Genomic DNA, 21,231 nt, shown 5'->3' on the forward strand with positions numbered 1-21,231 from the left:
GTCGGGGACCCGCCGACGTCAGCGGCTGGTGGACACCCGGTACTGCGCGTTCGCGAGCGGTACGAAGATCGCCAGGAACAGCGCGGACCAGATCAGCGTGTAGAGCTCGGGGTTCTGCAGCGGCCACGCCGTGGGTTCGGGCACGCCCGGTGGGATGTTGCCGAACAGCTCCCGTGCGGCCTGCGTGACCGCGGAGACGGGGTTCCACTCCGCGAACGTCTGCAGCGGCGTCGGCAGCGTCTCCAGCGGGACGAACGTGTTGGCCACGAACGTCAGCGGGAAGATGATGATGAACGACGCGTTGTTCACGACCTCCGGGCTCGGCACCAGCATCCCAACCCACGCCATGATCCAGGAGATCGCGTAGGCGAACGCCAGCAGCAGCCCGAACCCGGCGAGCGCGTCGAGCCACGACGACCGGATGCGCCAGCCGACGACGAGGCCGGTCAGCCCCATGACGACCAGCACGATGACGTTGTTGACGACGTCGGAGAACGTGCGGCCGGTGAGGACGGCGGACGGCGCCATCGGCAGCGACCGGAACCGGTCGAGGATGCCCTTCTTGAGGTCCTCGGCGAGCGCCGCCCCGGTGACGGTCGCGCCGAAGATGACCGTCTGGGCGAAGATCCCCGCGATGAGGAACTCCCGGTAGGCGGACCCGCCGCCCTGCTGGTCGATCGCGCCGCCGAAGACGTACGAGAACAGCAGCACGAACATGATCGGCGACAGCGTGGTGAACACCAGCAGGTCGGGGACCCGCTTGATCTTGATGATGTTGCGCTTGGCGACGACGGACGCGTCGGCCAGCACGGCGGGGAACCGCATCACGCGCCTCCTTCCTGCGGGGCGTCGTCCTGCTCGGTCGGGCGCCCGGTGAGGGCGAGGAACACGTCGTCGAGGGTCGGCCTGCGCAGGCCCACGTCCTCGAGGCGGACGTCCTGGGCGTCGAGGCGGCGCAGCGCCTCCCCGAGCACCTCGGGGCCGCCGGACACCGGCATGACGAACGACCGGCGGGACTCGTCGACGGCGGGGGCCCCGACGCCCAGCGGGGCGAGGGCCTCGGTGACGTCGGCGAGCCGGGCGGCGTCGGCGACGGTGAGCTCGAGGCGCTCGCCGCCGACCTGGCGCTTGAGCTGGTCCGCGGTGCCCTGCGCGATGATCCGCCCGTGGTCGATCACGACGATCTCGTCGGCGAGCATGTCGGCCTCCTCGAGGTACTGCGTGGTGAGCAGCAGGGTGGTGCCCCCGGCCACGAGCTGCTGGATGACCTCCCACATGTCGGTGCGGCCGCGGGGGTCCAGGCCCGTGGTCGGCTCGTCGAGGAAGATGACCGGCGGGTCGGCCACCAGGGCGCCGGCGAGGTCGAGCCGCCGCCGCATGCCGCCGGAGTACGTGCGCGTGGGACGGTCGGCGGCGTCCTCCAGGCGGAACGACGCGAGCAGCTCGCGCGCCCGGGCCCGGGCCCGTCGCGCGCCGAGGTGGTAGAGGCGCCCGATCATCTCGAGGTTCTCGTACCCCGAGAGGTACTCGTCGACCGCGGCGTACTGCCCCGACAGCCCGATGCGGCGACGGACCTCCGCCGGGCGGGCCAGGACGTCGACGCCCATGACGTGCGCGGTCCCGCTGTCCGGGCGCAGCAGCGTCGACAGGATCCGCACGATGGTGGTCTTGCCGGCCCCGTTCGGGCCGAGCAGACCGAGCACGGTGCCGGCCGGCACCGTGAGGTCCACGCCGTCCAGGGCGGTGACGCCCTTGTAGCGCTTCGCGAGCCCGCGGGCCTCGATCGCCTGTTCCATGGTGCGAGCGTAGATGTGACCTACGACACACCAGAAGATCAGCGGGGAAGATCGCCGCCCGGCACCACCAGGCCCGACTCGTACGCGAGCACCACGAGCTGCGTCCGCGAGGTCGTGCCGGTCTTCGCGAGCAGGCCGTGGACGTGCGCCTTGACCGTGGCGACGGCCAGGCCGAGCTCGTCCGCGGCCTCCTGGTTCGACCGCCCGCGCGCCACGGCCAGCAGCACGTCCCGCTCGCGCGGGCTCAGGCCGCCGGGCCCCGACGGGTCGGTCGCCGCCTGCGGGCGGGAGCGGCCCCAGCGCCGCCACTGCTCGAGCACCAGGGGAGCGATCGCCGGGTCGAGCACCGAGCCGCCCTGGTGCACCCGCCGGACCGCCGTGACCAGCGCCGCCGGGTCCGTGTCCTTGAGCAGGAACCCGTCCGCGCCGGCGTGCAGCGCCCGGGTGACGTACTCCTCGTCGTCGAACGTCGTGAGCACGAGCACCCGCACGGCGTCGAGCGCGGGGTCGGCGCGCAGCCGCCGGGTCGCCTCGATCCCGTCGAGCACCGGCATGCGGATGTCCATGAGCACGACGGCGGGGCGGTGCCGGGCGGCGAGCTCGACGGCCTGCGCGCCGTCGGCGGCCTCCGCGACGGTCGTCAGCCCGGGCTCGTGGTCGATGATCAGCCGCAGGCCGAAGCGGATCATCGCCTGGTCGTCCGCCACGAGCACGCGGACCTCGGGGGCGTCGGTCACGGCACCGGCACCTCCAGGGCGACGACCCAGCCGCGCCCGGCAGGACCTGCCGGACCCGCCGCCAGGGTCCCGCCGCACGCCGCCGCGCGCTCGCGCATGTGGACGACCCCGTTGCCGCCGCCCCCGGTGCTCCCGGTGCCCCCGGTGCCGGCGCGCGCCGGACCGTCGTCCTCGACCCGCAGCGCGAGGCGGCCCGGGCGGCCGCTCAGCTCGACCCGGGCGCGGGCGGCGTCCGAGTGCACCAGCACGTTCGTCAGCGCCTCCTGCGCGACGCGGACCACCGCCAGCCCGACCTCCGGCGGGCACGGCGGCAGCGGGTCGGGCAGCACCGCCTCGACCGCCAGGCCCGACCCCCGCACGCGCTCGAGCACGTCCTGCAGCTCCGTCAGCCCCGGCAGGGGGGACAGCGGGACGTCCGGCCGGTCCGCGGCCCGCAGCACGCGCACGACCGACCGCATCGCGGTCAGCGCCTCCTTGCCGGCCGGCGCGATCCACCGCACCGCGTCCCGGTACTCCTCGGGGTGGCGGTCGCCGACGCGGTCCGCGGCCTGGGCCCGCACCACGATCGCGCTGACGTGGTGCGCGACGACGTCGTGCAGCTCCCGGGCGATGCGGGTGCGCTCGGCCCGGACCGCGGCCCGCTCGCGCTCCGCCTGCAGGGCGTGCAGCTCGGCGTTGCGGAGCTCGAGCGAGCGGGTGGTGGCCGCCAGCCGACCCGCCACGGTGCCGAGCGTCGTCGCCGCGAGGACGAGCAGCACCAGCAGCAGCGTGTCCGAGGGATCGCCGAGCGCGGGGTTCGCAGGCCCCGCCGCCCCGGACAGCAGCAGGCGGAGGTTGTCGGTCCCCGTCGCGAGCACCGCGGTCGCGGCCGCCCCCGCCGCCCCGGCGAGCACCGGGTGCACCGCCCGGGCGCGCGTCGCCGCGTAGGCCGCCACGAGGAGGGGCGCCGCGTGCAGGTCGGCCTGCACCGTGGCCCCGTAGGTCAGCACCGCGTAGCCGAGCGGGTAGACGAGGACCGTCAGCCACAGCCCGGCCGCCGGGGCCGCGCGGCGCAGCGCCAGCGGTGCCGCCAGGCCGACGCCGGCCCACAGGTGCGCCTCCTGCCAGCGCGGGCTCCACAGCCCGGTGCGCGCGAGCAGGGTGACCGCGAGCGTCCACCCCAGCAGCACGCCGAGCGCGACGAGGCCGTCGACGAGCGCGGCGTGACGGTGGTCGGTCCCGGGCATGCGGCGAGCCTAGGGCGGCGGCTCCGGCCGGGGCGTCAGCGGCTGGGCGGATCGTGCGAGGGCCGGCACCACCCTCGGGTGGAGGTCCGCGGTGCGGCGTCGGACCTGGAGCGGACGCCCACCACCTGAGGGCGGTCCGGTGCGGCCGCGGCGATCGACCCGGCGTCCGACGCCCCGCGGGGGTGGTCGCGGGGACGGTGGAGGCATGACGACGACCCGCCGGCCCGACCGGCTCACGGCAGACCCCGACCGCACGAGCCCGGCACCCGCGGGCGTGCGGGGTGCGGACGTCGGGCACGCGGACGCACGCGGCACCCGCGGGCGCCGGCCCGGCGGCCACGGCGGCGGGGCGTGGCGGCGGTGGGGCGTCGTGGCGCTGCTCGTGCTCGCGGCCGGCGCCTGGGCGGTGCAGGGCGTGGACCTGTCCGCGGCCGCCGACCGGCTCCTGTCCGGCGCGGCGCGCGGCCCGGGCACGCCGACGGGCACCGTCCCCGCGTCCGAGCCGCCCCGCGCGTCCGACCCGGCCGGCGCGGGCGATCCGGCCGGTGAGGGTGATCCGGCCGGTGCGGGCGATGCCGGCGGCCTCGACCCCGAGCTGCAGCGACGGCTCGACGCCGCCGTCGCCGCCGCGGCGGCCGACGGGATCGAGCTGACCTTGACGTCCGGCCGCCGCACCCCGGAGGAGCAGCAGCGGCTCGTCGACCAGGCGGTGGAGCGCTACGGCGTCCCCGAGGCGTACCGCTGGGTGCTGCCGCCGGACCGGTCCGCCCACGTCCAGGGGCTGGCTGTCGACGTGGGCCCGACCGACGGTGCGCTGTGGCTGGGGGAGCACGGCGAGGAGCTCGGGCTGTGCCGCACGTACGCCAACGAGATGTGGCACTTCGAGATGCTCCCCGACGGCGCCACCACGTGCCCCGAGCAACGCCCGGACTCGTCGTGGGCCTGGTGAGCGGGCACGCCGGGGCGGCTACAGCGCCGCGAGGCCGTCGCCGAGGATCTTCCCGCCGATCAGGAGCAGGACCGCCGCGGTGAGGACCGCGCTGTGCCGTGTCATGAGGTCGCGGACCCGGGTCAGCACCGGCTCGGCCCGCGCCCCCGCCACGGCGTGGGCCGCGACCGCGGCGAGGACGCTCGCCGACCCGAGCAGCACGAACACGCCGCCGGAGGCGACGACGGCGTCCGGGGCGACCTCCTGCACCGTGGCCGCGGCGGACGCGGTGAGCGCGATGTTCTTCGGGTTGGCGCCGCCCAGCGCCGCGCCCAGTCCCAGCGTCCGGGCGGGTGCCGGGTCGTCGAAGGCCGACAGCCAGCCCGGGGCGTCGGGCGTCCCGGACCCGCGCGCCGCGACGACCTTCCGCACGGCGAGCACGACGAGCGCGGCACCGAGCAGCACCCGGAGCCACGCGACGGCGCGGGGCCCGCCGTCCACCGACTCCACGCCGCCGACGACGAGGAGCGCGACCGCGGTCAGGGCGCCCAGCCCCACGACCCAGCCGGCGAGGAACAGCCACCCCGACGTGCGAGCCCGCGGGCCGGTCAGCAGCAGCGTCGTCGCCACCAGCGGGAACGGGCTCAGGGCGACGGCGAGCGCCACGGGCAGGAACGAGCCGATCGCGTCGAGCACGGCGGCCTCCGGGGACGGGTCAGGCGGGGGGTGCCGCCGGCGCGGTCGCCGCCGGGGCGGTCGCGCCGGGGGCGTCGACGTCCCGGGTGCGGAACGTCAGCAGGTAGCGGGTGGTGCCGGCCGCGAGCAGCGCGGCGCCGAGCATGTGCAGCAGGACGAGCAGCACCGGCAGGTCGGTCGCGACCTGCACGTACCCGATGAGCCCCTGGAGGGCGACCAGCGCGACCATCACCCGGCCGCGGCGGCGCAGCACCTGCGGCCCGCGGCGGTTGAGCACGAGCAGCGCCACCAGCACGGCGACGAACAGCCACACCGAGGCGGCGTGCACGCGGGCCATCAGGTAGGGGTCGACCGCGAACCGGTACCCGACCTCCTCGTCGCCGGAGTGCGGGCCGGCGCCGGTCGTGACGGCGCCGAGCACCAGCACGACCGCCAGCAGCACCGCCAGGACCGGGACGAGCGCCCGGGCCGCAGGGGGCACGACGGGCACCGGCGCCCCGTCGCCCTCGCGCCCGCGGTGGACGAGCAGCGTGGACAGCACCACGAGCAGCATCGACACCAGGAAGTGCAGGCTCACCCAGGCCGGGTGCAGGTGCAGCAGCACGATGACCCCGCCGATGACCGCCTGTGCCGCGACGCCGAGCAGCGGCGCGAAGCCCAGCAGCCGGTACGAGCGGGCGCGCCGGCGGTCCGGCCAGACGACGAGGATCACCAGCACGGCCAGCACCGAGAGGACACCCGTCAGGGTGCGATTCCCGAACTCCACGAACCGGTGGTAGGTCGCGGCCTCGTGGAACACCGGCGCGAACTGCCCGGGCTCGCACTGCGGCCACGTCGAGCAGCCCAGTCCGGACCCGGTGAGCCGCACGGCGCCGCCCGTGACGACGATGCCGATCTGCCCGACCAGGTTCGCCACGAGCACCGGGTGCGCCAGCCGCTCGCGCCAGCCGGCCGACCGGGTCGGTGCGGGGCGGGGCGCGGGCACGGCGGCGACGTCGGAGCTCACGGGGGCCAGCCTACGGTCGCGGCAGGACCCGCGGGTGCGCGTCGCGCGAGTCCTTGCTCACGCCCGCGGCCGCGCCGCTCCGGCCCGCCCACGTCCCTCCGCGCCTCCTTGCCGAGCCCGTCCTCGTCCGACCGAGCCCGCCCGCCTCGCTCGCTCGCCCCCGCGTGCATGCGTGCGGGAGCCCGCCCGCGTCGCTCGCCGGCGCAGGCGCGTCGAGAGTGCAGCAGATGCGGGGTTCCAGCGCCCGAAGCCCGCATCTACTGCACTCTCGACGGGCTAGGGGGGGTGGGGGCAGGGGCGGACGCGACGGACGGGGCGGTCGGGCGGATAGGCCCGGTCCGGGGGAGGTCCGGGTGCGCTCGGGTGCGCTCGTCCGCTCGGGCGCGTCAGTCCCAGCGGAACCAGCGCCGGACGGCCGCGGCCAGCAGCAGCGCCCAGACCGCCAGCGCCGCGAGCGGGGCCGCGGGGAAGCCGCCGTCGACCAGGGACGTGCGCAGCGCCTCGCCGAGGGCGCCCGGCGGCAACCAGCGGGCCACCGACGCCCAGCCGTCGGGCAGCTCGGCGACGGGCAGCACGACACCCCCGACCACGGCGAGCACCACGAGCAGCAGGTTCGCCACCGCGAGGACCGCCTCCGCGCGCAGCGTCCCGGCGAGCAGCAGCGCGAGCGCGGTGAACGCCGCGACGCCCAGCAGCAGGGCCAGCGCGGCGGGGGCGAGGCCGGCGGGGTCGGGGCGCCAGCCGAGGACGAGCGCCGTGGCGCCGACGACGAGCACCTGCAGCGCCGCGACGGCGAGCACGGCGAGCACCTTGCCGGCGAGCAGGCCGCCGCGTCCGAGCGGCGTCGTGGCGAGCAGGCGCAGGACGCCGTTGCGCCGGTCGAACGCCGTCGCGATCGCCTGCGAGGTCAGCGACCCCGCCATCACGGCCAGGCCGAGCACCCCGGGCGTGACGACGTCGAGCCGCGCAGCGCCCCCGGTGTCGAGCTCGACGAACGACGACCGCCCCAGGGCGACGAGCGCCACCACGGGGATGACGAGCGTGACGAGCAGCTGCTCGCCGTTGCGGAGCACGGCCAGCGTCTCGAACCGCGCCTGCGCGAGCACGCGGCGTGCGGCGGGCGCCGCGCGGTCCGGTGCGTCCGGCGCGGGTGCTGAGGCGCGGGCGTCCGGCGTGGTCGCGGTCATCGCAGGGTCCGTCCGGTGAGGTCCAGGAACACGTCCTCGAGCGTGCGCCGCCCGACGTCCACGTGGGCGAGCAGCACGTCGCGGTCGGCGCACCACGCGGCGAGGGCCGCGAGCAGCCGGGGGTCGGCGGGGGCGTCCACGACGTACGCGCCGGGTCCCGTCTCCCGCACGACCGGGCGGCGCGCGTCCGCCGCGCCCGCCGTGCCGCCCGCGCCCGCCGCGTCCGCCGTGCCCGCCGCGCCGCCCGCCGCCAGCGCCCGGCCGAGGTCGTCGACGGGCAACCCGGGCGTGGCCCGGAACGTCAGGGTCGACCCGTCGGCACCCGCGAGGAGGTCCGGGACGGAGCCGCGGGCGATGACCCGACCGTGGTCGACTACGGCGACCTCGTCGGCCAGCGCCTCCGCCTCGTCCATGAGGTGCGTGGTGAGCAGGACGGCCACCCCGTCGGCCCGCAGCTCGGCCACGAGGTCCCACACGGCGCGGCGGGCCTGCGGGTCCATGCCGGCGGACGGCTCGTCGAGGAACACGACGTCGGGCCGGCCGACGACGGCGGTCGCGAGCGCGAGCCGCTGGCGCTGCCCGCCGGACAGCCGCCGGACGGTGGTGCGGGCGAACGGGTGCAGGCCGAGGCGGTCGGCGAGCTCGCCGACGTCCCGCGGGTCGGCGTACATCGCGGCGACGTGCCGCAGCACGCCGAGCGCGGGGACGCCGGTCGGCAGGCCGGCGTCCTGGAGCATCACCCCGACGCGGGGCCGCAGGGCGCGCGCGTCGGCGACCGGATCGAGCCCCAGCACCCGGACCGCGCCGCCGTCGGGCGTGCGCAGCCCCTCGCAGCACTCGACGGTGGTGGTCTTGCCGGCACCGTTCGGGCCGAGCACGGCCGTCACCCGTCCGGGTGCGGCCTGCAGGTCGAGGCCGTCGACGACCGCCCGGCCGTCGTACCGCTTGACGAGCCCGCGGACCTCGACGGCGAGCGGGGTGGGAGTCGGGCCGAGCACCCCGCGAGTGTAGGTGCCGTGCCCGGTGTGAGGCAGACCTTGCTTGCGGGGACTGAATTCGGCAACAAAGATGTTGCCGATATCGGATGCCCTCGTGGCGTCCTGGCGTGCCTCCCGGGGACCGCCGTCAGCCGCGCAGCAGCGAACCGGAGGAGGGTGCATGGGTCCCACGACGCCGAGCCTCCCCGCGGTGCCGCCGGGCGTCGCACCGGTCCCGGGCGAGCACGACCTCGAGGCGGGCACGCGCCGCCGCGTGCTGGACCTCATCGCCGCCGACGGACCGGTCTCGGCCGCCGAGCTCGCCGCGGAGCTCTCGCTCACCGCGGCGGCCGTCCGCCGGCACCTCGCGACGCTCGAGGCCGAGGGCCAGATCGGGGTCCACGACGGCCGCGGCCAGGTCGGGCCCGCGCGCCGCGGCCGGCCCGCCAAGCGCTACGTCGTCACCGCGGAGGGGCAGGCGGCGCTCAGCCAGCAGTACTCCGAGCTCGCGGCGCAGGCCCTGCGGTTCGTCGCCGAGATCGGCGGCGCGGACGCGGTGCGCAGCTTCGCCGAGCGGCGGGTGCACGAGCTGGAGCAGCGGCACGCCGGCGCGCTCGCCGAGGCCGGTGACGACCCCGCCCGTCGCGCCCGGGTGCTGGCGGAGGCGCTCGCGGACGACGGCTTCGCCGCCACCGCCCGGCCCGTGCCCGGCGGCCACGCGATCCAGCTCTGCCAGGGCCACTGCCCGGTGCAGGACGTCGCCTCGGAGTTCCCCGAGCTCTGCGAGGCGGAGGCCCACGCGTTCTCCCGGATGCTCGGCGTCCACGTGCAGCGGCTCGCGACCCTCGCGCGCGGCGGTCACGTCTGCACGACCAACATCCCGATCACCCCGGTGCGGCGACCGACCGCGACCGACCCGCCCGCCGGCACCTCCGGGCCCCCGCCCGGCCGACCGGCAGCACCCCCCGAGCGACCCGACGCCACCGCCCCCGCGGCGTACACGGAAGGACGATGAGATGACCACGACGGACCCCGGCCGCACGGCCGAGCCGATGACCCAGGACGAGGCGATCGCCTCGATCGGTGCGTACGGCTACGGCTGGCACGACCCGGACTCCGCGGGCGCCTCCGCCCAGCGCGGCCTGTCCGAGGCGGTCGTGCGCAACATCTCCGCGCTGAAGAACGAGCCGGAGTGGATGCTCAAGACCCGCCTGAAGGCGCTGCGCCTGTTCGACAAGAAGCCGATGCCCTGGTGGGGCGCTGACCTGTCGGGCATCGACTTCGACAACATCAAGTACTTCGTGCGGTCCACGGAGAAGCAGGCGACCTCCTGGGAGGAGCTGCCCGAGGACATCCGGAACACCTACGACCGGCTCGGCATCCCGGAGGCGGAGAAGCAGCGCCTCGTCGCGGGCGTCGCCGCGCAGTACGAGTCCGAGGTCGTCTACCACCAGATCCAGGAGTCGCTCGAGGCGCAGGGCGTCATCTTCGTCGACACCGACACCGGCCTGCGCGAGTACCCCGAGCTGTTCGAGCAGTACTTCGGCTCGGTCATCCCGCCGGGGGACAACAAGTTCGCCTCGCTCAACACCGCCGTGTGGTCGGGCGGCTCGTTCGTGTACGTCCCGCCGGGCGTGCACGTCGAGATCCCGCTGCAGGCGTACTTCCGGATCAACACCGAGAACATGGGCCAGTTCGAGCGGACGCTGATCATCGCGGACGAGGGCTCGTACGTGCACTACGTCGAGGGCTGCACCGCGCCGATCTACCAGTCGGACTCGCTGCACTCCGCGGTGGTCGAGATCATCGTGAAGAAGAACGCCCGCGTGCGGTACACGACGATCCAGAACTGGTCGAACAACGTCTACAACCTCGTGACGAAGCGGGCGACCGCGGCCGAGGGCGCGACGATGGAGTGGGTCGACGGCAACATCGGCTCCAAGGTCACCATGAAGTACCCGGCGATCTACCTGCTGGGCGAGCACGCCCGCGGCGAGACGCTGTCCATCGCCTTCGCGGGCGAGGGCCAGCACCAGGACGCCGGCTCGAAGATGGTGCACGCCGCGCCGCACACGTCGTCCTCGATCGTGTCGAAGTCGGTGGCGCGCGGCGGTGGCCGCACGTCGTACCGCGGCCTCGTGCAGGTGCTCGAGGGCGCCTCGCACTCGGCGTCGAACGTGCTGTGCGACGCCCTGCTGGTCGACCAGATCTCCCGGTCGGACACCTACCCGTACGTCGACGTCCGCGAGGACGACGTGTCGATGGGCCACGAGGCCACGGTGTCCCGCGTCAGCGAGGACCAGCTGTTCTACCTGATGTCCCGCGGCATGCCCGAGACGGAGGCCATGGCGATGATCGTGCGCGGGTTCGTGGAGCCCATCGCGCGCGAGCTCCCCATGGAGTACGCCCTCGAGCTGAACCGCCTGATCGAGCTGCAGATGGAAGGGGCCGTCGGCTGATGTCGACCACCGCAGAGCAGGGTCTGTCGACCGACCACTCCCGGGCGACCGCCGACGAGGCGCACAGCCACGGCGTCGGCACCGTCCCGGAGGCGTCCCGCGCCGCGCGCCCGACCTCGTTCGAGGTCGCGGACTTCGCCGTGCCGACGGGCCGCGAGGAGGAGTGGCGGTTCTCGCCCGTGGACCGGCTGGCGCCGCTGTTCGCACCGGAGACCGGCACGCTGACCGGGCACGGCGTCCTGACCACGGTCGTGGACGCGCCCGAGGTCGAGGTCGAGATCGTCGACCGCGGCGACGCGCGCCTGGGTCGCGCCGGGCAGCCGGGGGACCGGGCCGCGGCCGTCGCGTGGGCGTCGTTCCCGCGCGCCACGGTCGTCACGATCCCGCGCGAGGCCGTCGCGTCGACGGTCACCTCGGTGCGCGTCGAGGGCGTCGAGGGCCAGCTCGAGCCGACCGCGTCGCACCTGCTGGTGCACGCCGAGCCGATGTCGCAGGCCACGGTCGTCATCGACCACGTCGGGTCGGCGCTGCTGACCGAGACGGTCGAGGTCGTGGCCGAGGACGGCGCCCACCTGACGGTCGTGTCGGTGCAGGACTGGGCCGAGGGCTCGGTGCACAACGCCGCCCACCGGGTGCGCCTGGGACGGGACGCCACCGTCAAGCACATCGTCGTGACGCTCGGCGGCGACGTCGTGCGCATCACGCCGGACGCCGAGTTCGCCGGCGAGGGCGGCTCGGTCGAGATGCTCGGCGTGTACTTCGCGGACGCCGGCCAGCACCAGGAGCAGCGGCTGTTCGTCGACCACGCCGTGCCGTCCTGCACCAGCCGCGTCACCTACAAGGGCGCGCTGCAGGGCGAGGGCGCGCACACCGTGTGGGTCGGCGACGTGCTGATCCGCAAGGAGGCCGAGGGCACCGACACCTACGAGCTCAACCGCAACCTCGTCCTCACGGACGGCGCGCGCGCGGACTCGGTGCCGAACCTCGAGATCGAGACCGGCCTCATCGAGGGCGCCGGCCACGCGTCGGCCACCGGCCGGTTCGACGACGAGCAGCTGTTCTACCTGCGCGCCCGTGGCATCCCGGAGACCGACGCCCGCCGCCTGGTGGTGCGCGGGTTCTTCGCGGAGCTGATCGGCCAGATCGGCGTCCCCGAGGTCGAGGAGCGGCTCATCGCGGCGATCGAGGCCGAGCTGGCCCGGTCGATGACGGAGTTCGCCCCGGCGACCGCTGCGGGTGCACCGGCCGTCGCCGCGCCCGCCGGCGGTGACCACGCGTCCGCCGTCACGCCGCAGACCGACGGCGCCCGCGCGATCCTCGTCGAGCCCGCCTCGGTCACCAGCCGGGACGAGCCCGCATGAGCACGCCCCACGACGTCGCTCGCTGCGCCCCCGACCCCGCGGGGGCCGTGACGTGACCGCCCAGCTCGCCTGCATGACCTCCGACGTCCCCGAGGCCGGCGCCCTGCGCGTCGAGCTCGAGGGGGAGTCGGGCGTCGTCGAGGTCGCGGTCGTCCGCGACGAGGACGGCGCGCTGCACGCCATCAGCGACATCTGCTCGCACGGCGCCGTGTCGCTGTCCGACGGGGAGGTCGAGGGCTGCACCGTGGAGTGCTGGCTGCACGGGTCGCGGTTCGACCTGCGCACCGGCGAGCCGCTGGGCCCCCCGGCCGTCCGCCCCGTCCCCGTCTACCCCCTGACCGTCGACGGCGAGCGCGTGCTCGTCGACGTCGACGGCGCCGCCTGAGCCTGCTGAGGAGAACGAGAGCATGTCCACCCTGGAGATCCGCGACCTGCACGTCAGCGTCGAGACCAAGGAGGGTCCGAAGCCGATCCTGCGCGGCGTCGACCTGACCATCAACAGCGGCGAGACCCACGCGATCATGGGCCCCAACGGCTCCGGCAAGTCGACGCTGGCGTACTCGCTGGCCGGGCACCCCAAGTACACGATCACCTCGGGCTCCGTGACGCTCGACGGCGAGGACGTCCTCGCGATGTCCGTCGACGAGCGGGCGCGCGCCGGCATGTTCCTGGCGATGCAGTACCCCGTCGAGGTGCCGGGCGTGTCGGTGTCGAACTTCCTGCGCACCGCGAAGACCGCGGTCGACGGCGAGGCACCGGCCCTGCGGACGTGGGTCAAGGACGTCAACAGCGCCATGGAGCGCCTGCGCATGGACGCCACCTTCGCGGAGCGGTCCGTCAACGAGGGCTTCTCCGGCGGTGAGAAGAAGCGCCACGAGATCCTGCAGATGGAGCTCCTCAAGCCGCGGTTCGCGATCCTCGACGAGACGGACTCCGGCCTGGACGTCGACGCGCTGCGCATCGTCTCGGAGGGCGTGAACCGCGTCCGCGAGACCACCGAGGTGGGCGTGCTGCTCATCACCCACTACACGCGCATCCTGCGCTACATCACGCCGGACTTCGTGCACGTGTTCGTGGACGGCCGCGTGGCCGAGGAGGGCGGGCCGGAGCTCGCCGAGCGCCTGGAGAACGAGGGCTACGACCGGTTCCTCACCGGCGCGGCCGCCGGCGCCTGACGGCACGGCACACCGGGCCGGGGACGACGCACCGTCGCCCCCGGCCCCGCCCCGGGGACGACGGGGCTGCACCCGCGACGGCACGAGCACGAGGGACGACGAGATGACGGACACGCTGGACGCGGCCCAGGGCGCGACGCCCGAGGAGGGCCGGACGCTCGGCGCCACCGAGCTGGCGGCGGTGCGCGCGGACTTCCCGCTGCTGGCTCGGACCGTCCGCGGCGGCCGCCCGCTCGTCTACCTCGACTCCGGTGCGACCTCGCAGAAGCCCGAGGTGGTGCTCGACGCCGAGCAGGACTTCTACGCGCAGCGCAACGCCGCCGTGCACCGCGGGGCGCACCAGCTCGCGGAGGAGGCGACGGAGGCGTTCGAGACCGCGCGGACGCAGGTCGCGTCGTTCGTGGGCGTCCACGACGACGAGCTGGTGTGGACGTCGAACGCGACCGCGGGCCTCAACCTCGTCGCGTACGCGATGTCGAACGCGACGCTCGGCCGGGGCGGGGACGCCGCGCGCCGGTTCGCCCTCGCGCCCGGCGACGAGATCGTCGTCACCGAGGCCGAGCACCACGCGAACCTCGTCCCGTGGCAGGAGCTCGCCGCCCGCACCGGCGCCACGCTGCGCTGGCTCGGCGTCGACGACTCCGGGCGGATCCGGGTGGACGAGCTCGGCACGGTCGTCACGGAGCGCACCAAGGTGCTGGCGTTCACGCACGCCTCCAACGTGACCGGCGCGATCACCCCGGTCGCGCCGTTCGTCGCGCGGGCCCGGGAGGTCGGGGCGCTCACGGTGCTCGACGCCTGCCAGAGCGTGCCGCACCTGCCGGTGGACCTGGCCGCGCTCGGCGTGGACTTCGCCGCGTTCTCCGGGCACAAGATGCTCGGGCCCACCGGCGTCGGCGCGCTGTACGGCCGGCGCGAGCTGCTCGAGGCGATGCCGCCCGTCACCACCGGCGGGTCGATGGTCGAGGTCGTCACGATGGAGGCCACCACCTACGCCCCGCCGCCGCGCCGGTTCGAGGCCGGCACCCAGATGGTGTCCCAGGCCGTCGGCATGGGCGCCGCCGCGACCTACCTGGCCGAGCTCGGCATGGACGCCGTCGCCGCGCACGAGCGTCACCTGGCCGGTCTGCTGCTCGACGCGGTCGCGTCCGTCCCCGGCGTGCGGGTGATCGGGCCGACCGAGAACGTCGACCGCCTCGCCACGGTGTCCTTCGTCGTCGACGGCGTCCACGCGCACGACGTCGGCCAGGTGCTCGACGACGCCGGCGTGGCCGTCCGCGTCGGGCACCACTGCGCGCAGCCGCTGCACCGGCGGTTCGGCGTCGCCGCGACCGCCCGCGCGTCGGCGGCGGTCTACACCACCGACGAGGAGATCGCGGTGTTCCGGGAAGCACTCGCGGGGGTCCGGGCGTTCTTCGGACTGGAGAGCACCCCGACGACCCCCGCGAGCGAGGACGGCACCCGATGAGCACCGGCATGGAGCAGCTGTACCAGCAGCTGATCCTCGACCACGCGAAGCACCCCGCCCACCGCGGCGCGCAGGACGCGTACGACGTCGAGGTCCACCACGTGAACCCCACGTGCGGCGACGAGGTCACGCTGCGGGTGCGGCTCGACGCGGGGGACTCCGGCGGCGGCCCGGTGATCGGGGAGCTGACCTGGACCGGGCAGGGCTGCTCGATCTCCCAGGCGTCCGCCTCGGTGATGTCGCAGGCCGTCTCCGGGCGCTCCGTGACGGACGCGCTCGCCCTGTCCGCGGACTTCCGCGAGCTCATGGACTCCCGCGGCGTGCTGCCGGAGAAGTTCGAGGGCGACGCGCTCGACGAGTCGCTGGAGGACGCCGTCGCGTTCGTCGGCGTCGCGCGCTACCCCGCCCGCATCAAGTGCGCCCTGCTCGGCTGGGCCGCGATGAAGGACGCCGTGGCGCAGGCCGCCGCGGCGACGACCAACACCACGCAGGAGGAGGGCCGATGAGCGACACCACCGTCTCGGGCCAGCCGGACCAGGCACCCGCGAACGCCGCCGACGTCGAGGAGGCGCTGCGCGACGTCATCGACCCCGAGCTCGGCATCAACGTGGTCGACCTCGGCCTCGTCTACGGCATCGCGCTGGAGCCGAACCGGCACGTCACGATCGACATGACCCTGACCTCGGCGGCCTGCCCGCTGACGGACGTGATCGAGGACCAGGCGGGCTCGTCGCTCGAGGGGCTCGTCGACTCGTTCCGCATCAACTGGGTGTGGATGCCGCCGTGGGGGCCGGAGCGCATCACCGACGACGGGCGCGCGCAGATGCGGGCGCTGGGGTTCAACATCTGAACCCTCCCGTCGCGGACGTCACGGCCGGTCGCCCCTCGGGGTGGCCGGCCGTCGTCGTGCGGGGGAGCGGCGCGCGGGCGTGCCGGGCCGGGCCGGACGTCCGGCCGGGGCTACGGCTCCGCCACCGCGAACGTGTCGCACGCCGCGAGGGTGCCCTGCTCGTAGCCGGTCGTGAACCAGCGCTGCCGCTGCTCGCTCGACCCGTGCGTCCAGGTGTCCGGGTCCACGCCGCCGCCGGACTGCTGCTGGATGTGGTCGTCCCCGACGGCCGCCGCGGCGGACAGCGCGTCGGCGAGCTGCCCGCGCGTCACCGGCTCCAGGAACGTCACGCCGGTGTCCGGGTCGACCGTCGTCGCCGCGTGCCCGGCCCACAGCCCCGCGTAGCAGTCGGCCTGCAGCTCGACGCGCACCGAGTCGGAGTCGTCCCCGGTGCCGGAGCGGTCCGTCCGGTCGAACACGCCGGTGAGGTTCTGGACGTGGTGCCCGTACTCGTGCGCCACCACGTACATCTCCGCGAGCGGGCCGCCCGAGGCGCCGTACCGCGACGCGAGCAGGTCGTAGAACGTCAGGTCCAGGTAGATCGTGCGGTCCGGCGGGCAGTAGAACGGTCCGGTGCTCGCGGACGCCGCGCCGCAGCCGGTGTCCGTCGCCTGCTCGAACTCCACGACGCCCGGCTGCACCTGCTCCGCCGACGCCTGCACGCCGGCGGCCGGCAGCGCCTTCTCCCAGTACGCGTCCAGCGACTGCACGGTGGCCGACAGCCGGCACGCGCGGTCGCTGTTGGCCTGCTCGGCCGAGCAGTCGCCGACCTGCGACACCTGCTCGCCGCCGCCGTCCGTCGAGCCCTGCAGGAGCTGCGACGGGTCCCCGCCCAGCAGCACGACCAGGGCCACGAGCACCAGGCCGCCGATGCCGCCGCCCACCGCGACGCCGCGCCCGCGACCACCCCGGCGGGACTCGACGCGCCCGCCCTCGAACCGGCCGCCACCCTGGAACGTCATGGCCGGGACGGTAGCGCCGCGCGGGTCGGTGCGCGCGGGGAGGGGGCGCGGCGGGTCGGTGCGCGCGCGGGGGACCGGGCGCGGCCGCCGGTCCCGGGCCGGGGTGCGGGCGGCCGGTGTCTCCGCTCCGCGAGCGGTCAGTCGACGATCCCGCGGGCGGCCAGCGCCTCGCCGAGGTCGCGCGCCCGCCCGAGCACCCGCAGGACGGCCGGCGTCAGCCACACCCGCGGGTCCCTCTCGGCGCCCCGCGCCCGGGCCGCGTCGCGCACCTCGTGCACCGTGCGGGCGATCTCCGGCACGGTCCGCAGCACCAGCGCGACGGCGAGCGCGACGACGTCGGGGCGGACGCCCACCCGCCGCAGCGGGCGCACCGCGCGCGTGAGGCCGTCGAGCAGCCGGTCGGCGGGGGTCGTGGCCGTGACGACGGCGGCGGCGAGCACCAGCGTGAGCAGGTCCGCCACCACCTCGACGGCCGGACCCCAGCCACGGGCCCAGGCCTGGTAGCCGCCCGCCAGCGCGGCCGTGACGAGGACCGGCAGCATCCCGCGCAGCGTCGGGCCCGGCGGCAGGGCGGCCACCGCCGCGAGGGCGACCGTCAGCACCAGCAGGGCGAGCGAGGGCACGACGCCGCCGGTCACCACCACCGCGACGCCCAGCACGGCGAGCCCCGCGAGCTTCGCGCCCGCGGGAGCCCGGTCGAGCGGCGTGCGCGCGGTCCGGTGCGCGCCGAGCAGCGTCACGGCCGGTCCCCGCCGGTGGCCGGCGCGCGGTCGGCGCCGAGGTCGTCACCCCGGTCCGAGGTCGTGCGTCCGGCCTGACGACCTCGGCCGGAGGTGACGACCTCGCTCGCGTCGGCGGCGACGTCGGGGACCGCGGGGGGCGGGGTGGCCATGAGGGCGCGGTACGCCGCCAGGGCCGCCGCGGGCGGGCCGTCGTGGACGACGTGGCCCTCGTCGACGACGAGCACCCGGTCGGCGCGCGCCGCCGCCTCCAGGTCGTGCGTGACCTGCACCACCTGCTGCGGCAGGTCCGCGAGCAGCGCGTCCACCACGCCGCGCCAGCGCAGGTCGAGCAGCGTCGTCGGCTCGTCGCAGACCAGCACGTCCGGCTCCGTCGCGAGCACGGCCGCGAGGGCCAGGAGCTGCCGCTGGCCCCCGGACAGCGCCCGCACGGGGACGTCCGCGCGCTCCGCGAGACCCACCCGGGCCAGCGCCTCCCGCGCCCGCGCGTCCCGCTCGCGCGCCGGCACCCCGCGGCGGCGCAGGGACAGCGCGACGTCCTCGACGGGGGTCGGCATGACGACCTGGGCGTCCGGGTCCGTGAACAGGAAGCCGACGCGCCGCCGCACGGCCGCACCGTCCCGGGCGGTGTCCAGGCCGTCCACCCGGACCGTCCCGGCCGACGGGAGCGTCAGCCCGTTCAGCAGGCGGGCGAACGTCGACTTGCCCGAGCCGTTCGCGCCGACCACCGCGACGCGGCGCTCGGTCAGCGTGCAGGTCACCGGGCCGAGCAGCGTGACCACCCGCTCCTGCCCCCGCCGGGCCGCACCGGGGGCGTACGCGGTGACGACCGCGCCGTCGAGCTCGATCACCGGCCGCGCAGCAGGTCGGGGAACGCGCGGAGCGCGGCGGCCGCGACGACGGCGGCGAGGAGGTTCTTGATCGCGTCGCCCGGCAGGAACACGGCGCCCGCGGTGATCGCCTCCGACGGCGACAGCCCGAGCCGCCAGCCCATGACGGCGATGCCCAGCGGGTGGACCGTCAGCAGCGTGGCCGCCGCGGCGGCACCGAACAGCGCGGGGACGCGCCAGCGCGGAGCGACCCGGCGCGCCAGCAGTCCGAGCGCGCCGGCGACGGCGGCCGCCGCGGGGAACGCGAGCAGGTACCCGGCCGACGGCCCCGCCAGCACGCCCAGCCCGCCGGTCGCCCCGGCGAACACCGGCAGCCCCGCGAGCCCGACCGCGACGTACAGCAGCAGCGCGAGGAAGCCGCGGCGCGGCCCCAGCACCAGCCCGGTCAGCACCACGCCGAACGTCTGCAGCGTGATCGGCACGGCGCCGCCCGTCGGGATGGCCGGCAGCACCGCGCACACCGCGACGAACGCGGCGAACGTCGCCACCAGGGCGAGGTCGGTCGCGACGGACGCGCGGGCCACGGGAGCGGGGGACGCGGCCGTCGCGGCGGCGCCGAACGCCGGGGCGCCCGGCGAGCGGGGTTCGGCGCGCCGGGAGTCCGCGGACGTGGCGGGTCGTGCCGTCGGGTCGTGCTCGGGGCGGTGCTGCTCGGGGCGGTGCTGCTCGGACATGGGACCTCGCGGGACGGGGCGGACGGGTGTGCTGCCGTCACGCTAGTTCGCCCCACCCGACGCGGTCGCCGGTCGACCCGCCCAACACTGCCCCCACCCCGCTGGAGGTTTCCGCACCCGACACCCCTCCACCCCACCCGCCCCACCCGCGAGTTCGGCAGTCCGGTGTCGAGCTCGGCACCTGGAGCTGCCGAACTCGACGGGAAGTGCCGAGCTCGCGGACGGGGCACCCGAGGGGGCGGGCGGAATTCTCGTCGGCGGGCGGACGCTGGGGCTCGTAGAATGGCCGGCGTTTGTGCCGGGTCGGCGACGGGGCGCGCGGCAAGCAGCCGGGTCGAGCCACGTCCGGGCACGGTGGAGGGACAGGGACCAGAGTGATCACAGCCCAGGGCGTCGAGCTGCGCGTCGGTGCGCGCGTGCTGCTGTCGGCGGCGACGTTCCGCGTGGCGCCGGGCGACCGGATCGGCCTCGTCGGTCGCAACGGCGCCGGCAAGACCACGCTGACCAAGACGCTCGCCGGGGAGTCGCAGCCGACCGGCGGGCAGGTGTCCCGCAGCGGCGACGTCGGGTACCTGCCGCAGGACCCCCGCTCGGGCGACCTGTCGACGCTCGCCCTGCACCGGGTGCTGTCGGCGCGCGGTCTCGACCAGATCGTCGCCGCGATGCGGGAGACCGAGGGCGCGATGGCGTCCGTGGACGACGCCACGCGGGAGGCCGCGATGGAGCGGTACGCCCGGCTCGAGGCCCGCTTCCTGGCGGCCGGCGGGTACGCGGCGGAGTCCGAGGCGCACCGCATCACGTCGAACCTCGGGCTGGACGACCGGGTGCTCGCCCAGGAGATCGGCACGCTGTCCGGCGGTCAGCGCCGGCGCGTCGAGCTGGCCCGCATCCTCTTCTCGGGCTCCGAGACGCTCCTGCTCGACGAGCCGACGAACCACCTCGACGCCGACTCGATCGCCTGGCTGCGCGACTACCTCAAGGTGTACCCGGGCGGGTTCGTGGTCATCAGCCACGACGTCGAGCTGCTGCGCGCCACCGTGAACAAGGTGTTCCACCTGGACGCCAACCGGGGCGAGCTCGACCAGTACAACCTCGGCTGGGACGCCTACGTGCTGCAGCGCGAGACGGACGAGAAGCGCCGCCGGCGCGAGCGGGCGAACGCCGAGAAGAAGGCCTCCGCGCTGCTCGCCCAGGCCGACAAGATGCGCGCGAAGGCCACCAAGGCGGTCGCGGCGCAGAACATGGCGCGGCGTGCCGAGCGGATGCTGTCGGGGCTCGACGAGGTCCGGGTGTCGGACAAGGTCGCCAAACTGCGCTTCCCCGAGCCGGCGCCGTGCGGCCGCACGCCGCTCACCGCCTCCGACCTGTCGAAGTCGTACGGGTCGCAGGAGGTCTTCGCGGGCGTGGACCTGGCGATCGACCGCGGCTCCCGCGTCGTGGTGCTCGGCCTGAACGGAGCCGGCAAGACGACGCTGCTGCGCATCCTCGCGGGGCTGGCGCAGTCCGACACCGGCGAGGTCACCCCGGGGCACGGCCTCAAGCTCGGGTACTACGCCCAGGAGCACGAGACCCTCGACCTCGACCGCACCGTCGTGGAGAACCTCCGGTCGTCGGCCCCGGACCTCACCGACACGCAGGTCCGGTCCGTGCTCGGGTCGTTCCTGTTCTCCGGGGACGACGCCGACAAGCCCGCGAAGGTGCTGTCCGGCGGCGAGAAGACCCGCCTGGCGCTCGCGGCCCTGGTCGTGTCGAGCGCGAACGTGCTGCTGCTCGACGAGCCGACCAACAACCTCGACCCCGCCAGCCGTGAGGAGATCCTGGCGGCGCTGCGCGGCTACACGGGCGCGGTCGTGCTGGTCAGCCACGACGAGGGGGCCGTCGAGGCGCTCAACCCGGAGCGGGTCGTCCTGCTGCCCGACGGCGACGAGGACCTGTGGAACCCGTCGTACCTGGATCTGGTGACGCTGGCCTGACGGTCGGGGGCGAGCGTCGTCCCGACCCCGTGTCCGGCGCTCGGGCCCGATCGCGCCGGCACGCCCGGTGCGCCGGTGCGTCCGGGG

General features: G+C 75.6%; 22 protein-coding genes. 10 read left to right on the forward strand and 12 right to left on the reverse strand.

What is annotated here, in order from left to right; genetic code table 11:
- Positions 1-18: 18 nt before the first annotated feature.
- The 4 genes from P9841_RS00075 to P9841_RS00090 are packed head-to-tail and all read right to left on the reverse strand — an operon-like array spanning position 19 to position 3,759.
- Positions 19-825 (reverse strand): ABC transporter permease, encoded by an 807-nt coding sequence (locus tag P9841_RS00075; protein WP_283322026.1) that lies wholly within the window; start codon positions 823-825, stop codon positions 19-21.
- Positions 825-1,796: an ATP-binding cassette domain-containing protein gene (locus P9841_RS00080; RefSeq protein WP_283320112.1), complete on the reverse strand. Its 972-nt coding sequence runs from the start codon at positions 1,794-1,796 to the stop codon at positions 825-827. The genes P9841_RS00075 and P9841_RS00080 overlap by 1 nt, the downstream gene beginning before the upstream one ends.
- A 38-nt stretch (positions 1,797-1,834) precedes the next feature.
- Positions 1,835-2,533, reverse strand: coding sequence for a response regulator (locus P9841_RS00085; RefSeq protein WP_283320113.1), 699 nt, complete (start codon positions 2,531-2,533; stop codon positions 1,835-1,837).
- A complete protein-coding gene (locus tag P9841_RS00090) occupies positions 2,530-3,759 on the reverse strand; it encodes a sensor histidine kinase (RefSeq protein ID WP_283320114.1) in 1,230 nt (409 codons plus the stop codon). The genes P9841_RS00085 and P9841_RS00090 overlap by 4 nt, the downstream gene beginning before the upstream one ends.
- Positions 3,760-3,964: 205 nt before the next feature.
- Here P9841_RS00090 and P9841_RS00095 point away from each other — a divergent pair, with 205 nt between their 5' ends.
- Positions 3,965-4,708 carry a M15 family metallopeptidase gene (locus P9841_RS00095; RefSeq protein ID WP_283320115.1) on the forward strand — a complete coding sequence of 248 codons (744 nt, stop codon included), beginning with the start codon at positions 3,965-3,967 and terminating at the stop codon, positions 4,706-4,708.
- A gap of 18 nt (positions 4,709-4,726) precedes the next feature.
- On the opposite strand, the gene P9841_RS00100 is transcribed toward P9841_RS00095, so the two are convergent.
- From P9841_RS00100 to P9841_RS00115, 4 genes are all read right to left on the reverse strand, one after another.
- On the reverse strand, positions 4,727-5,383 hold the full coding sequence (locus tag P9841_RS00100; RefSeq protein WP_283320116.1) for a GAP family protein: 657 nt from the start codon (positions 5,381-5,383) through the stop codon (positions 4,727-4,729).
- Between the two features lie 19 nt (positions 5,384-5,402).
- The gene (locus P9841_RS00105; RefSeq protein WP_349306916.1) at positions 5,403-6,389 is read right to left on the reverse strand and encodes a COX15/CtaA family protein; all 987 of its coding nucleotides are present in this window, start codon (positions 6,387-6,389) and stop codon (positions 5,403-5,405) included.
- Positions 6,390-6,775: 386 nt separating this feature from the next.
- Positions 6,776-7,576, reverse strand: coding sequence for an ABC transporter permease (locus P9841_RS00110; protein WP_283320117.1), 801 nt, complete (start codon positions 7,574-7,576; stop codon positions 6,776-6,778).
- Positions 7,573-8,574: an ABC transporter ATP-binding protein gene (locus P9841_RS00115; RefSeq protein ID WP_283320118.1), complete on the reverse strand. Its 1,002-nt coding sequence runs from the start codon at positions 8,572-8,574 to the stop codon at positions 7,573-7,575. Before P9841_RS00115 ends, P9841_RS00110 begins: the two co-directional genes overlap by 4 nt.
- Positions 8,575-8,734: 160 nt before the next feature.
- Here P9841_RS00115 and P9841_RS00120 point away from each other — a divergent pair, with 160 nt between their 5' ends.
- The 8 genes from P9841_RS00120 to P9841_RS00155 all read left to right on the forward strand — a co-directional run bounded on the left by P9841_RS00120 (position 8,735) and on the right by P9841_RS00155 (position 15,866).
- Positions 8,735-9,568: a helix-turn-helix transcriptional regulator gene (locus P9841_RS00120; protein WP_283320119.1), complete on the forward strand. Its 834-nt coding sequence runs from the start codon at positions 8,735-8,737 to the stop codon at positions 9,566-9,568.
- A 1-nt stretch (position 9,569) separates the two neighbouring features.
- Positions 9,570-11,012: a Fe-S cluster assembly protein SufB gene (gene sufB / locus P9841_RS00125; protein ID WP_283320120.1), complete on the forward strand. Its 1,443-nt coding sequence runs from the start codon at positions 9,570-9,572 to the stop codon at positions 11,010-11,012.
- The gene (sufD, locus tag P9841_RS00130; RefSeq protein ID WP_283320121.1) at positions 11,012-12,373 is read left to right on the forward strand and encodes a Fe-S cluster assembly protein SufD; all 1,362 of its coding nucleotides are present in this window, start codon (positions 11,012-11,014) and stop codon (positions 12,371-12,373) included. Before sufB ends, sufD begins: the two co-directional genes overlap by 1 nt.
- A gap of 52 nt (positions 12,374-12,425) precedes the next feature.
- Positions 12,426-12,758, forward strand: a complete 333-nt coding sequence (locus tag P9841_RS00135) for a non-heme iron oxygenase ferredoxin subunit (RefSeq protein ID WP_222169592.1) — start codon at positions 12,426-12,428, stop codon at positions 12,756-12,758.
- 22 nt (positions 12,759-12,780) lie between these two features.
- Positions 12,781-13,548, forward strand: a complete 768-nt coding sequence (gene sufC / locus P9841_RS00140; protein ID WP_283320122.1) for a Fe-S cluster assembly ATPase SufC — start codon at positions 12,781-12,783, stop codon at positions 13,546-13,548.
- Positions 13,549-13,651: 103 nt separating this feature from the next.
- The gene (locus P9841_RS00145; protein WP_283320123.1) at positions 13,652-15,016 is read left to right on the forward strand and encodes a SufS family cysteine desulfurase; all 1,365 of its coding nucleotides are present in this window, start codon (positions 13,652-13,654) and stop codon (positions 15,014-15,016) included.
- On the forward strand, positions 15,013-15,522 hold the full coding sequence (sufU, locus tag P9841_RS00150; protein WP_283320124.1) for a Fe-S cluster assembly sulfur transfer protein SufU: 510 nt from the start codon (positions 15,013-15,015) through the stop codon (positions 15,520-15,522). Before P9841_RS00145 ends, sufU begins: the two co-directional genes overlap by 4 nt.
- Positions 15,519-15,866, forward strand: a complete 348-nt coding sequence (locus tag P9841_RS00155) for a metal-sulfur cluster assembly factor (protein ID WP_283320125.1) — start codon at positions 15,519-15,521, stop codon at positions 15,864-15,866. Before sufU ends, P9841_RS00155 begins: the two co-directional genes overlap by 4 nt.
- A 110-nt stretch (positions 15,867-15,976) precedes the next feature.
- Here P9841_RS00155 and ypfJ read toward each other — a convergent pair whose 3' ends face one another.
- The 4 genes from ypfJ to P9841_RS00175 form a co-directional block, all read right to left on the reverse strand.
- Positions 15,977-16,867, reverse strand: a complete 891-nt coding sequence (ypfJ, locus tag P9841_RS00160) for a KPN_02809 family neutral zinc metallopeptidase (protein WP_283320126.1) — start codon at positions 16,865-16,867, stop codon at positions 15,977-15,979.
- A gap of 137 nt (positions 16,868-17,004) precedes the next feature.
- On the reverse strand, positions 17,005-17,607 hold the full coding sequence (locus tag P9841_RS00165; protein ID WP_283320127.1) for a CbiQ family ECF transporter T component: 603 nt from the start codon (positions 17,605-17,607) through the stop codon (positions 17,005-17,007).
- The gene (locus P9841_RS00170; RefSeq protein WP_502848127.1) at positions 17,604-18,458 is read right to left on the reverse strand and encodes an energy-coupling factor ABC transporter ATP-binding protein; all 855 of its coding nucleotides are present in this window, start codon (positions 18,456-18,458) and stop codon (positions 17,604-17,606) included. The genes P9841_RS00165 and P9841_RS00170 overlap by 4 nt, the downstream gene beginning before the upstream one ends.
- Positions 18,455-19,171 carry a biotin transporter BioY gene (locus P9841_RS00175; protein WP_283320128.1) on the reverse strand — a complete coding sequence of 239 codons (717 nt, stop codon included), beginning with the start codon at positions 19,169-19,171 and terminating at the stop codon, positions 18,455-18,457. Before P9841_RS00175 ends, P9841_RS00170 begins: the two co-directional genes overlap by 4 nt.
- A 374-nt stretch (positions 19,172-19,545) precedes the next feature.
- Between P9841_RS00175 and P9841_RS00180 the strand changes: the two genes are divergently transcribed.
- Positions 19,546-21,144 carry an ABC-F family ATP-binding cassette domain-containing protein gene (locus P9841_RS00180; protein WP_283320129.1) on the forward strand — a complete coding sequence of 533 codons (1,599 nt, stop codon included), beginning with the start codon at positions 19,546-19,548 and terminating at the stop codon, positions 21,142-21,144.
- The last annotated feature ends 87 nt before the right edge of the window (positions 21,145-21,231 follow it).

It is taken from the genome of Cellulomonas sp. ES6, from assembly GCF_030053835.1.
GTDB lineage: Bacteria > Actinomycetota > Actinomycetes > Actinomycetales > Cellulomonadaceae > Cellulomonas.

What these genes read in the sequence shown, in the direction of transcription:
- P9841_RS00090 (WP_283320114.1), bottom strand. Translation starts at nt 3,759, where the DNA reads ATGCCCGGGACCGACCACCGTCACGCCGCGCTCGTCGACGGCCTCGTC.
- P9841_RS00120 (WP_283320119.1), top strand. Translation starts at nt 8,735, where the DNA reads ATGGGTCCCACGACGCCGAGCCTCCCCGCGGTGCCGCCGGGCGTCGCA.
- ypfJ (WP_283320126.1), bottom strand. Translation starts at nt 16,867, where the DNA reads ATGACGTTCCAGGGTGGCGGCCGGTTCGAGGGCGGGCGCGTCGAGTCC.
- P9841_RS00175 (WP_283320128.1), bottom strand. Translation starts at nt 19,171, where the DNA reads ATGTCCGAGCAGCACCGCCCCGAGCAGCACCGCCCCGAGCACGACCCG.
- P9841_RS00095 (WP_283320115.1), top strand. Translation starts at nt 3,965, where the DNA reads ATGACGACGACCCGCCGGCCCGACCGGCTCACGGCAGACCCCGACCGC.
- sufB (WP_283320120.1), top strand. Translation starts at nt 9,570, where the DNA reads ATGACCACGACGGACCCCGGCCGCACGGCCGAGCCGATGACCCAGGAC.
- P9841_RS00075 (WP_283322026.1), bottom strand. Translation starts at nt 825, where the DNA reads ATGCGGTTCCCCGCCGTGCTGGCCGACGCGTCCGTCGTCGCCAAGCGC.
- P9841_RS00110 (WP_283320117.1), bottom strand. Translation starts at nt 7,576, where the DNA reads ATGACCGCGACCACGCCGGACGCCCGCGCCTCAGCACCCGCGCCGGAC.
- P9841_RS00080 (WP_283320112.1), bottom strand. Translation starts at nt 1,796, where the DNA reads ATGGAACAGGCGATCGAGGCCCGCGGGCTCGCGAAGCGCTACAAGGGC.
- P9841_RS00145 (WP_283320123.1), top strand. Translation starts at nt 13,652, where the DNA reads ATGACGGACACGCTGGACGCGGCCCAGGGCGCGACGCCCGAGGAGGGC.
- sufD (WP_283320121.1), top strand. Translation starts at nt 11,012, where the DNA reads ATGTCGACCACCGCAGAGCAGGGTCTGTCGACCGACCACTCCCGGGCG.
- sufC (WP_283320122.1), top strand. Translation starts at nt 12,781, where the DNA reads ATGTCCACCCTGGAGATCCGCGACCTGCACGTCAGCGTCGAGACCAAG.
- P9841_RS00155 (WP_283320125.1), top strand. Translation starts at nt 15,519, where the DNA reads ATGAGCGACACCACCGTCTCGGGCCAGCCGGACCAGGCACCCGCGAAC.
- sufU (WP_283320124.1), top strand. Translation starts at nt 15,013, where the DNA reads ATGAGCACCGGCATGGAGCAGCTGTACCAGCAGCTGATCCTCGACCAC.